Origin of the sequence: Poseidonibacter lekithochrous (assembly GCF_018861145.1) — a bacterium.
In the GTDB taxonomy this organism is placed as follows: domain Bacteria; phylum Campylobacterota; class Campylobacteria; order Campylobacterales; family Arcobacteraceae; genus Poseidonibacter; species Poseidonibacter lekithochrous_A.
The window spans coordinates 192444-204578 of sequence record NZ_JAHKQT010000003.1 but is presented as its reverse complement, the minus strand read 5'-3'; the positions used below and the strand labels follow the sequence as shown (position 1 = coordinate 204578).

Sequence of the window (12135 nt, the reverse complement as noted above, 5' to 3'; positions counted from 1 at the left end):
TCCCATCTGTCCTCTATCATTTACTTTTGATATCGTTCGTCTGTTTTTGGACGGGAATTATAGGAGATTTCCTCCCCTTTGTCAAGAGGTATTACTTAAATGTAGTTTAAATTTTGAAATTTATGTTTCTATCTCTTTTTTCTTGTTTTTCTTGCGGTTTTTAGGTTGAATAGTACTTAAAGGATCTCTTTGTATATATATCCGGTATTATTCTCTAATATTATGCTTCTTTTTTCACCAAGTGTGTTTAATAGTTTGATTTTACACTTATTTTTTATTTCATATGATTCACTATCATTTGGTATATTACTTGATTTTGAATATAATTTTCCATTTGAGCCAAAAGATAATTGGCCTAAAGAACTTGTTTCATTACATGAAACTTCTATTTCTTTAATATTAAAATTCTGGCTAATTAATACATATTTACTATTATTTGTATTTTCAATACATTGGTTAGTACTATATATGTTTTTTAAACTAAGACTATCTTTTAAACTATCTTCAATACTAGGATGTCCAGATGCATTTTTATCACTATATATTGAATAATAAATACCTCCTACACTTTTTCTACATCTAAAAAATTTTAATGTCCATCTTTGTTTATGCCATAATTCATTATTATCACTGTATTTATCATTTATTAAGGCTTGGTATCTTGTTTGTTTTAAATACAAAATTAATCTATTTGTTAACTCATCAATTTTGCTAATTTGTGTTTTAGGGATAAATGCTGTATATAAAAATCCTAATAGAGAAATTATTAATATTATTTCTAAAAGAGAAAAAGATTTTTTCATAGAATTTATTTTATATACACTTTATAAAGTTTTTTATTATAATAACTTACTGTCATTTTCTTTTCGTAACCTAGAAATTCATTTAAACTAATAAAATGTTCATTCCCCTGAACTATTCCATAAAATCTTAATCGTAACAATAACCTTTTGTTATCGCTTGAAATATAATTTATCTTATTTTTTTTCATTTCATCTGCCAACTCTTTTACAAAATGGTATTTATAAACAAAATGTTTTTCAGGGTTTGGCAAAAACATATATAAAGGTTTATTTACAATAGTAAGTAAGACATTTAAAAACAACATTAAAAGTACTAATACAACAGCAATATTATGATTTTTTCTAAACTCTTTTAATCTAACACGATATGAATGAAAAAATATTTTTAGCATAAAGGGCAAAGAAATTACTACATAAGGTGCAAAGTCTTCTATATAGACTCTTTGTCTAAATGAAAAAAGAAGAGATACAACTAATGCAGTTGTAGAAATATACCAAGTTAATGATTTTTCTTTTTCTTTAAACCCTATTCTATAAATTGTATAGAAAAAATATATAAAAAGTAAAGGTGAGAATATTGTTGCATATATTGCAAAAGTATCTAAAAAGAAACCTCTAGGTTTTCCAACAGTATTAAATCCATAGATATACATTGATAGTATAAAAAGTACAAAAGAAATCCACACTAAAATATGTTTTTTATCTTTCAGCTCTTCAATATTTTTAATATTTTTTAATGAATAAAAGAATAATGCTAAGTATAATATTGCAAACGAGTTGTCAACAAATACATACAAAAAAAGAAGTAAGTATGAATGCTTATTTCTTAACTTATAATAATATAAATACAACAAAGTTAAAAAAGTAACTAATATCGCACTATTAACTAATAATGATGCACTTAAAACACCAGGCAATAACATAAAAATACAAATAGATATAAATCTATCACTTTCTTTTTTAAAATATTTATCAGTTAACTTATACATCAATAAAATACTTAAAATATATAAAATAATAAATGGTAATCTTAATGCAATATCATTTTGTCCAAATATGTAAAGTGAAATATTGGTAATATAAGTTAAAATAGAGGTATTAATGAATACATTTAATGCCTCTTTATAAGAAATACTAAGAGTATTAGCAACAAACAACAATACAAAAACTAATAAAGATAATAATGTGTAAAAATAGTAATTGTATTTGTTTGTATTAGTCATAGTTTTAGAAAGTTATCTATCATTTCATATCCATGCTCACTCATAATTGATTCAGGATGAAATTGTACCCCATATATTTGTTTATCTTTAATTTCTAAAGACATGATTTCATCATCATCTAAACTGATAGATGTAGGGATAATAATAGATGGCAAATTATTTTTATTTACTGTTAGAGAGTGATATCTAGTTTGAACGAACTCTTTTGGTAAGCCATTAAAAATAACTGTATCTTTTAATACTTTTATTTTCGAAGTTTTTCCATGCATCATATTTTGAGCACGAATTACTTCACCTCCAAATACTTGAGCAATACTTTGATGACCAAGACAGATTCCAAAAATTGGAATTTTATTTGAAAAGTATTTTATTACTTCCAAGCAAATACCTGCTTCATTTGGTGTTGCAGGTCCTGGAGATATTATTATCTTTTCAGGATTAAGTTTTTCTATTTCTTCAACACTTAATTCATCATTTCTTATTACTTTTAAATCCGCACCTAATTCTAAACAGTACTGAACGATATTGTAAGTAAATGAATCGTAATTATCAATCATTAAAATCATTTTTCTTCTATTTCCTCTTGATATTTTTGCATAGCCAATTTAATTTTATCAATCTCGCTTTGTGGCACATTTTTATCAGCTGACCATTTAACTTCATCTATTCTTCCACCATACTCACTACCTAACTCTTCAATTTTTTTTGAAAAATCTTCTAAATCATTACAGATTTCAACTTTTTGCGTTACTGTATCTGTTAATTCTATATATGCAAATCCTAAGTTATTACATTTAATTACTGATTCAAAAATTACACTCATTATAATTTTCCTTTTTATTTGGTATTATTATATCCATAAAAAAATTTTAATAAGTTAAAATAAATTTAAAATTATTTGATAATCATTCTTAATATTAAGAAAAGTTAAAGTATTTTTCTTTTATAATTCTAATAACAATTATCATTATAGGTAAAATAAGAGGAAAAATTATGATTAAAAAATTAGCATTAAGTACCTTAGTACTAGCAAGTTCATTATTTGCAAGTAATGAGGTTAATGTTTATTCAAGTAGACATTATGATACAGATAAAACTATTCACAAAATGTTTGAAGAAAAAACTGGTATAAAAGTTAAAGTTATCCAAGATAACGCTGATGCTTTAATAAAAAGAATGCAAAGTGAAGGTAAAAATTCTCCTGCTGATGTTTTTATCACAGTTGATGCAGCAAGAATTCAAAGAGTTAAAGAAAACAATTTATTCCAAGCAATCGAATCTGAGTATTTAACAAAAAATATTGATAGTAAATTAAGAGACAAAGATAATCAATGGTTCGCTCTTACAAAAAGAGCTAGAGTTGTTGTAGTTAGAAAAGATAGTCCTCTTGCAAATGGAATTAAAACATATGAAGAGCTAGCAGATCCTAAATATAAAAATCAAATTATGGTTAGATCTTCAAGTAATGTATATAACCAATCTTTAATGGCAGCAATGATTGCACATCATGGTATAGAAGATGCTACAAAATGGGCAAAAGGTGTTGTTGCAAATATGGCAAGAGATCCAAAAGGGAGTGATAGAAATCAGGCAAAAGCGGTTGCTGCAGGGATTGGTTCAACAGCTATTATGAATACTTATTATGTTGGTAAATTAGCTGTTAGCAATGACTCAGATAAAGAAGTTGTATCAAAATTAAACGTTCTTTTCCCAAAATTTGAAAATGGTGGGACTCATGTAAATATAAGTGCAGCTGGTGTTACTAAAACTTCTAAAAACAAAGCAAATGCTATTAAGTTTATTGAATTTTTATTATCTAAAGAAGCTCAAGAAGTATACTCAAAAGGAAACTTTGAATATCCAATATTAAAAGAAGCACAAACTGCTCCTTTAGTTGCATCTTGGGGTGATATTCAAGATGATACTGTAACTATAAATGACCTTGGTAAATATAATACTGATGCAGTAAAAGCTCTTGATATTGCTGGATGGAAGTAAGGCTTATTGAAAAATAGACTTTCCTTTTTAAAAATAAGTAGTGTTCTTGTAACACTACTTATTTCCATTCCTATGATTACAATATTTGTATATCTTTTTATCTCAAACACTGAAAATTGGGAGCATATAAAGAATACTGTACTCTTTGAGTATATATACAATACATTATTTGTAATGATTGGAGTAGGAGTACTTACAACAATAATTGGTTTTACAACAGCTTATTTGACATCTTTTTATACATTTACCTTTTCTAAATATTTTGATTATGGTCTAATTCTTCCTTTTGCTTTCCCTACTTATATTATCGCTTTTATGTACAATGGAATGTTTGGAATAACTGGAAATATCACAACATTTGTACTAGATCTTTTTGATACAAATTTAAGTAAAGTAGTCTTTTTTGATATACAATCACTTGAAGGTGCTGTACTTGTAATGTCGTTGGTCTTATATCCTTATGTATACTTAGTATGTAGAACATATTTTAATTTTGAATCTGCATCAATAATTGAAGCTGCTAAAACCTTCAATCTTTCTTCATGGCAAATTTTAAAAAAAGTGATTTTACCAATTTCTAGACCTGCAATAATTGCAGGAGCAACTCTTGCAATTATGGAAGCTACTGCTGATTATGGAGTGATGCAATACTTTGGAGTAAACACATTTGTAACAGGAATATTTAAAGTATGGCAAGGAATGGGGAGTATTGAAGATGCTTCAAAATTAGCAAGTATGCTAATGACTTTTCTTTTTATACTTGTAATCCTTGAAAAATACCAAAGAAGAAATAAAGTATATAAAAGTTCTGGAAAAGATTTCAGACCAATAGTTAAAATAAAACTTGAAGGTTCAAAAAATATAATGGCAACTTTTGCCTGTTTAATACCATTTTTCTTTGGTTTTATATTACCTTTTATTCAACTTACAGTTTGGTTTATTCAATCTTATAAAAATATTATTGATGAAGATTTTATTGATCTATTATTAAAAACTCTACAACTAGGGATTATGGCCGCTACTCTTGTTACTGTTCTTGCTTTATTAATTGTTTATAATTCACGTATGAATAAAGATAAAACTTCAGGATCATTAACTCAAATAGTAAAATTAGGATATTCAATCCCTGGTGCAGTAGTTGCAATAGGAATATTATCATTTTTTGGAATATTGCATAAATATGTTTTAGATATTTTATCAATAGAATTCATACTATCAGGGAGTATTATAGCTGTATTATTTGGATACATTGTAAGATTTATTGCAATTAGTATAAACAATTTTGAATCAGGGTTTAATAGAATTCCACAAAGTTATGATGATGCTGCCCAAATTTCTGGAATTGGTAAAATAAAAACATTTATCAAAGTTTTTATACCTCTAATAAAATCATCTGCTGCTGCTTCCTTTATCATTATATTTATTGAAGTTGTAAAAGAATTACCTCTTACAATGGTTTTAAGACCCTTTGATTATAATACCCTTGCAATTAGAGCATTAGAATTAAATGAACAATCACAAACGGTAGAGTCTTCAGTTCCTTCAATGTTTATAGTTTTAATTGGGATTATATCAGTTTTATTACTGACAAAAAATATGAAAAAGGCACAAAATGCTAAGTATAAATAACTTATCAATATCTTTTAATGATACAAAGATTGTAGAAGATATAAATTTTGAAGTACATCAAGGTGAAATAGTAACTCTCCTAGGGTCAAGTGGTTGCGGAAAAACTACAATTTTAAGAGCAATAGCAGGATTACAAAAAGAACATGAAGGAAAAATCTGTATTGGAGATACGTGTGTATCATCAAAAGATGTTTATATGCAAGATAGAGAAGTTGGTTATATATTCCAAGATTATGCCCTCTTCCCGCATCTAAATGTTGAAGAAAACATATCTTTTGCTTTGGATAAATTATCAAAAAAAGATAAGACAAAAAGAGTTGATCAATTACTTGAACAGTTTGATATAATAGCTCATAGAAAAAAACAAATTCACCAACTTTCAGGAGGACAACAACAAAGAGTTGCAATAGCGCGTGCAATGGCTAATAAGCCTAAAATATTACTTCTTGATGAACCTTTTGCAAATCTTGATTCACAACTTAGATACAAAACAAAAATGTGGCTAAAAAATATTATTAAAAAGTATAATTTATCTGCTGTTTTAGTAACACATGATAAAAAAGAAGCATTAAGTATTTCAGATAAAATTGGAATAATAAATAATAAAAAACTTCTTCAATTTGATAGAACAAGAACCATTTATGATAAGCCTATAAATTATTACGTTGCAAACTTTTTATCTGAAGTAAATATATTACCAATAGAAGTAATTAATAATTTAAAAATTGAATGTTCAAATGAAAAAATTGCCATTATAGAAATGTCAAAATGTCATATATCTAATAACAAAAGTTTATTTGAGGTTGAGATTATTGATAAGGCTTTTTGTGGTGAATACTATGAAGTTTTAATAAATATTAAATCAAAAGAAGAGAATAAATCTATAATGATAAAATCTTCATTAAATAATATTGATTTAAATCAAAAGCTTTACTTGCATTTAAAAGAAGAAAATATAAGGATTATATTTAAATAAAATACCTTTTTAATTTATTTTTAGTGTATAATAATATTATGAAGATTAAAAATATATTATTGATACTTATTATTTTAATATCAAATCTTTTCTCACAAGAAAAAGATAAGATTACTTTGCAACTTGATTGGTTTCATCAGTTTCAGTTTGCAGGATATTATATAGCAAAAGAAAAAGGTTTTTATAGTGATAATAACCTTGATGTAAGTATTAAAGAACTTAAGAATAATATAAATCTTGCTCAAAATGTTTTAGATAATAAAAATACATATTCTGTTGGAAAATCTTCTTTAATAATTGATAAATTAAATAATAAAGATATCGTATTATTAGCTGCGATTTATCAAATCTCACCTATGACCTTAGTAGCTTTAAAGAAATCTAATATTAAAACTATTTCTGATTTAAAAGATAAAAAAGTTATGCTAAGTTTAGATGCAAAAGAAGCAGCAAATATACATGCAATGATAAAATCTCAAAATATAAAAATTGAAGATATAGATTTCATTTCTCCTTCTTTCAAACTTGATTCTTTAATAAGTGGGAAAGCAGATGCAATGGGTTGTTATTTATCTAATGAACCTTATATTCTAAAAAATAGAAATATAGATTTTAAGATATTTAACCCAAGTGATTATGGCTTTAATTTTTATGGAGGTATCCTATTTACTTCGAAAAATGAACTTATTACAAATCCTAAAAGAGTTAGAGACTTTTATAATGCAAGTATAAAAGGTTGGAACTATGCTTTTTCAAATATTAAAGAAACTGCAACACTTATTTATGAAAAATATAATACTCAAAATAAAACACTTGATTCTTTAATTTATGAGGGGCAAGCTTTAAAAAAACTTTCTCAAACAAAAGAAAATAAACATATAGGATTTATTGATCCAGAGAAAATAGATGAAATAAAAAGATTGTATTCTCTTTTAGGTTTTTCTAATAAAATCAATACCAATTTTGATGATTTTATTTTTAATGAACATAAAGTCATATTAAATGAATTAGAAAGTAATTTTATAAAAAGTAATAATTTTTCTCTAATTACAAAAACTAAAAATAGACCTTTTTCTTATATTATTGACAACAAAATCATGGGAATTGAAGCTGATTTAATTAAACTGATAAGTAAAAAAATTGATGTTAATTATAATATAATTGAAGACCCTGAAAATCCAAGAATATTTGATAATCTTAAAACTAATAGTATACATTTAAAGTTTAACTATTCAGTAAATCAAGTTAATTTACGAAAAACTATTTATAGTAAACCTCTTTTAAGTATTCCTATGGGAATAGTAACTTCTCATGATAAAAATATAATTACTAATCTTTCAATTTTAAAAGGGCAAAAGCTTGCAATTTTAAAAGATTCTGATATTTATAAAGAATTAAAATCAAAATATAATTATATAAATTTTGTTCTCGTGAATTCTAAAGAAGAAGCTTTTTCTTTAATCTACAAGGGAGAAATTTTTGGTTTTATTGATAATATATTATCCCTTTCTCATCAAATGATAAAAGAAAAATTATCTACTGTAAAAATATCAGGAACCCTTCCATATAATCTAGAAGTACGTATATCAACAAATAAAGAAGATTTTCTTCTAATTGATGTTATAAATAAAGTAATTCCTTTAATAACAAATGAAGAAAAAGAAGAAATAACTAAGAAATATCAGTTGATATTATTTGAAAAGATTAATGACTATTCATGGATATATAAATTTATTCTTCCTTTATTACTTACTATAACAATTATATTACTAGTAAATAATAAAATGAGAAAAGAAATTAAAAAAAGGAAATATGCAGAAAAAGCTTTAAAAGATTTTGCGAATAGAGATAGTTTAACAGGTATATATAATAGAGCAAAAATAGACTCTGTAATTAAAGAAGAAATTAAGAACTGTAAATCATTAAATCAAACATTTTCTATTATATTCTTTGATATTGATGATTTTAAATTAGTAAATGATGATTTCGGTCATATTAAAGGAGATTCTGTACTTAAAAATATCACTTCTTTAGTATCAATTAATATAAGAGAAACAGACATTATTGGAAGATGGGGAGGAGAAGAATTTATAATAATTCTACCTAAAACAACTTCAGATAAAGCATTAGTATTTGCAAATAATTTAAGAGAACTCATTTGTAAAAGTGATTTTGAAATAAATAAACCATTAACTATTAGTATAGGGATTACGCAATACTTGGAAAATGATACAAAAAGAGATTTAATAAAAAGAGCAGATGAAGCGATGTATGATATAAAAAAACAAGGTAAAAATGCAGCAAAAGTTTTATAAGAAAAGAGAACAAGCTCTTATATCTTATAATTGATATTTCTTTATAAACTCATCATCAATATCAATAATTCCTCTTTTTTGAAGTGATTTAATCACACTTGGCGTACAATCAACATCATCAGGCCATGTTCTTTTATAATTATCAAATGAGTTTTTATTTGTACCATCTACACAAATAGTATTTGAATCAAAGTAAATATCTCTATTTGAATCAATATTATTTACAACTCTCCACACTAACATATAAGGATTATTAACATCATTTTGATGTGAAGCATCTACTATTACTAAAATTTTAATATTTTCTAAAACTGCTTTTAAATCATCAAATAAATGTTTCTGACTTCTTATTTTTTCTACTGTAATTATTGTAACTGGGTTTTTTGTATGTGTAAAATATTGTTTTAATTCTTTTACTTCACTTGTAATTGATTGTATTTTAAATAATAATTCATCATCTTGAATTAAGGTAATACCTAATTCTTCAATTTCTTCTCCTGTACAATCAAGACCTAGTTTACCTCCAAGTGCAAATTTTGGACTTGAATGATCTAATGCATCAACTACACCTTTTGAAATAAGGATATCTTCTATATTAATTCTATTTAAAATATATTCAGTAATTGCCTCATGTTCAAATAAATCTGGGGCATCTTCATTCACAAATAATGCATGCTTGACAAAACTCATTTGCCCTACTCCCCAAAATGCATGCATCATTTGTTGTGCATGTCCTGGATATAAAGTTTTAATTTTTGCTAAAATTAGATTATGATATACACCATTTTCAGGCATATAATAATCAATTAAATCTGGTGCTGTAGTTTTTAATAAAGGCAAGAAGATCCTCTCCGTTGCATGTCCCATATATTTATCTTCTAATGGCGGTTTTCCAACAACTGTTGCTAAAAATACAGGCTCTTTTTTACTAGTAATTGCAGATACTTCCATAAATGGGTATTCTTCTTCAAGAGTATAATATCCTGTATGATCGCCAAAAGGACCTTCTATTTTCATCTTAGAAGGATCTACAAAACCTTCAATAACATAATCATTATCTCTAGGTATCCAAATATCATTTGTAATTGATTTTACTAATTGTGCATTTTTATTTTTTACAAAACCATAAAGCATTAATTCAAAAATCCCAATTGGTAATGGTGCTTGTCCACACCAAATGTACATTGGATCACCACCTATACCAATAGATACTGGCATTTTTTTACCTGCTTTTTTATATTCATGAAAAAAATGATTTGAATCTTTATGAATTTGCCAATGCATTCCTACTGTATAATCATCATAAACTTGAAGTCTATACATACCAAGATTTTTCATTTCACCATTTAAAGAAGTTGTATAAACTTGTCCCATAGTAATAAAAGGCCCACCATCTTGTTCCCAAGTAGTTAAAATAGGTAAATCAGATAGTTTTGCATCACGTCCAAGTTTTATTACCTCTTGACATTCACCCTTTCCTTTATTCTTCTTAGGAATTGTATTTTTTAGAGCGAATAGCTTACCAAAAGTAGAAAATTTCTCGCTTAATGTTGTTGGTGGTTTCATCTTTAATAAAGATTCAATCTCACTTCCAATTTTGTCTCCATCTCCAATAAATAGTTTTACTGCTTTTTCATTACAGAAAACATTCATTAAAACTGGAACATCAAATTTTTTATCATTTTCTTTATCTACAACATTTGTAAATAATAATGCTTTTGAATCTTCTTTTTTAACTTCAATATACGAGATATGTGGAATTTCTAAATTAATATCTAATTCATCATCAATAATTCTTAATAAATCATTTTTTTTTAATAGTTCAATAGCTTGTTTCATATTTTCCTCAATATAACCTAATCAGGTAATTAGTATAAATCTTATATCATTTTATCAATAAAATATAGTTTATAATAGAGGATTTATATATGCTTAATAAAATTAAATACAATTTTGATGAGAAAATAGATAGAAAAGGTACAAATTGTACTAAATATGACGGTTTAAAAAAATACTTTGGGTATGAGGATTTAAATCCACTTTGGGTTGCAGACATGGATTTTAAAACACCTGCATTTATAAATGATGAAATAATAAAGGCAGCTCAAAATTCAGTTTATGGATATAGTATAGATGATGATCAAACATATAATGCAATTATATCATGGCAAAAAAACAGACATAAATGGGATATCGAACAAAAAAACATTTATATGATTAATGGCGTAGTACCTGCATACTCAGCTTGTATTGAGGCATATAGTGATGTTGATGATGAAGTAATTGTTCAAACTCCTGTTTATCCACCTTTATTTAAAAGTGTTAAAGCTAATAATAGAAAGGTTGTTATTAATGAATTAAAAGAAAAAGATGGCTATTACACTATGGATTTAGAGGATTTAAAATCTAAAATCACAAATAAAACAAAGATTTTATGTTTATGTTCCCCTCATAATCCAGTCGGAAGAGTTTGGAGTAAAGAAGAACTTGAAAAGTTAGCAAAAATATGCATTGAAAATAATATTACAATAGTATCAGATGAAATACATTCAGATATTACTTTTAAAAAATTTACACCAATAGCTTCCATCTCTGAAGAAATAGCAAATATTACAATTACATTAAACTCTGCAGGAAAAACATTCAATATTGCAGGTCTTAATTGTGCTTATGCAATTAGTAAAAATAATAAGATATTAAATAAATTTAAAGAAGTAGCACAAAGAAGAGAAATTAACTCAATCAACTTTTTTGGATATATTTCAACAAAAGCTGCATATGAGAACGGTCATATTTATGTTGATGAATTAAAAGAGTACTTAAAAGAAAATATGAATTTTACACAAGAATATCTACTAAAGAACTCTCATAATATTAATTTTCTGTTACCAGAAGCAACATATCTTCTATGGTTAAATTTTAAAAATACAACACTTTCTCATAATAATATTAAAAATAAACTATTAACTCAATCAAAAGTTGCTTTAAATGATGGTGTATCATTTGGTAGCAATGGAGATTCTTATTTTAGATTAAATATAGCACTTCCAAAAAATGCTTTACTTGTGGCCCTTGAGGATATTTCAAAGAGTTTTAAATAGCAATAAAATAGCAAAGTATTACCTTTTTTCTCACTATTTTAATTATACTTTTATAAAGGAGTTAAATCCTTTATAAGAGGATAGAATTAG

The 12135-nt window shown here is 25.6% G+C and carries 10 protein-coding genes; 5 read left to right on the top strand and 5 right to left on the bottom strand.

The genetic code is table 11. The features are described from left to right. Positions 1–176: 176 nt before the first annotated feature. From KO488_RS01850 to KO488_RS01835, 4 genes are read right to left on the bottom strand one after another with little or no spacing between them, the layout of a single operon-like run. Entirely contained in the window at positions 177–803 is a 627-nt protein-coding gene (locus KO488_RS01850; protein ID WP_216057082.1) for a type II secretion system protein, read from the bottom strand. Positions 804–808: 5 nt separating this feature from the next. Continuing rightward, the gene (locus KO488_RS01845; RefSeq protein WP_216057081.1) at positions 809–2026 is read right to left on the bottom strand and encodes a glycosyltransferase family 39 protein; all 1218 of its coding nucleotides are present in this window, start codon (positions 2024–2026) and stop codon (positions 809–811) included. After that, positions 2023–2592 carry an anthranilate synthase component II gene (locus tag KO488_RS01840; RefSeq protein ID WP_216057080.1) on the bottom strand — a complete coding sequence of 190 codons (570 nt, stop codon included), beginning with the start codon at positions 2590–2592 and terminating at the stop codon, positions 2023–2025. The genes KO488_RS01845 and KO488_RS01840 overlap by 4 nt, the downstream gene beginning before the upstream one ends. Continuing rightward, on the bottom strand, positions 2589–2849 hold the full coding sequence (locus KO488_RS01835) for a hypothetical protein (protein ID WP_216057079.1): 261 nt from the start codon (positions 2847–2849) through the stop codon (positions 2589–2591). Before KO488_RS01835 ends, KO488_RS01840 begins: the two co-directional genes overlap by 4 nt. A gap of 170 nt (positions 2850–3019) precedes the next feature. On the opposite strand from KO488_RS01835, the gene KO488_RS01830 reads away from it, so the two are divergent. From KO488_RS01830 to KO488_RS01815, 4 genes are read left to right on the top strand one after another with little or no spacing between them, the layout of a single operon-like run. Further along, on the top strand, positions 3020–4024 hold the full coding sequence (locus KO488_RS01830) for a Fe(3+) ABC transporter substrate-binding protein (RefSeq protein WP_216057078.1): 1005 nt from the start codon (positions 3020–3022) through the stop codon (positions 4022–4024). A 6-nt stretch (positions 4025–4030) separates the two neighbouring features. Then, entirely contained in the window at positions 4031–5653 is a 1623-nt protein-coding gene (locus KO488_RS01825) for an ABC transporter permease (RefSeq protein ID WP_216057077.1), read from the top strand. Continuing rightward, positions 5637–6629, top strand: a complete 993-nt coding sequence (locus KO488_RS01820; RefSeq protein WP_216057076.1) for an ABC transporter ATP-binding protein — start codon at positions 5637–5639, stop codon at positions 6627–6629. The genes KO488_RS01825 and KO488_RS01820 overlap by 17 nt, the downstream gene beginning before the upstream one ends. A gap of 38 nt (positions 6630–6667) precedes the next feature. Continuing rightward, positions 6668–8944: a diguanylate cyclase gene (locus KO488_RS01815; RefSeq protein ID WP_216057075.1), complete on the top strand. Its 2277-nt coding sequence runs from the start codon at positions 6668–6670 to the stop codon at positions 8942–8944. Between the two features lie 24 nt (positions 8945–8968). Here KO488_RS01815 and KO488_RS01810 read toward each other — a convergent pair whose 3' ends face one another. Next, positions 8969–10783, bottom strand: a complete 1815-nt coding sequence (locus KO488_RS01810; RefSeq protein ID WP_216057074.1) for a menaquinone biosynthesis decarboxylase — start codon at positions 10781–10783, stop codon at positions 8969–8971. A gap of 89 nt (positions 10784–10872) precedes the next feature. Between KO488_RS01810 and KO488_RS01805 the strand changes: the two genes are divergently transcribed. Then, positions 10873–12045: a MalY/PatB family protein gene (locus KO488_RS01805; protein WP_228318957.1), complete on the top strand. Its 1173-nt coding sequence runs from the start codon at positions 10873–10875 to the stop codon at positions 12043–12045. Positions 12046–12135: the final 90 nt, after the last annotated feature.

What these genes read in the sequence shown, in the direction of transcription:
- KO488_RS01850 (WP_216057082.1), bottom strand. Translation starts at nt 803, where the DNA reads ATGAAAAAATCTTTTTCTCTTTTAGAAATAATATTAATAATTTCTCTA.
- KO488_RS01830 (WP_216057078.1), top strand. Translation starts at nt 3,020, where the DNA reads ATGATTAAAAAATTAGCATTAAGTACCTTAGTACTAGCAAGTTCATTA.
- KO488_RS01845 (WP_216057081.1), bottom strand. Translation starts at nt 2,026, where the DNA reads ATGACTAATACAAACAAATACAATTACTATTTTTACACATTATTATCT.
- KO488_RS01805 (WP_228318957.1), top strand. Translation starts at nt 10,873, where the DNA reads ATGCTTAATAAAATTAAATACAATTTTGATGAGAAAATAGATAGAAAA.
- KO488_RS01815 (WP_216057075.1), top strand. Translation starts at nt 6,668, where the DNA reads ATGAAGATTAAAAATATATTATTGATACTTATTATTTTAATATCAAAT.
- KO488_RS01835 (WP_216057079.1), bottom strand. Translation starts at nt 2,849, where the DNA reads ATGAGTGTAATTTTTGAATCAGTAATTAAATGTAATAACTTAGGATTT.
- KO488_RS01810 (WP_216057074.1), bottom strand. Translation starts at nt 10,783, where the DNA reads ATGAAACAAGCTATTGAACTATTAAAAAAAAATGATTTATTAAGAATT.
- KO488_RS01820 (WP_216057076.1), top strand. Translation starts at nt 5,637, where the DNA reads ATGCTAAGTATAAATAACTTATCAATATCTTTTAATGATACAAAGATT.
- KO488_RS01840 (WP_216057080.1), bottom strand. Translation starts at nt 2,592, where the DNA reads ATGATTTTAATGATTGATAATTACGATTCATTTACTTACAATATCGTT.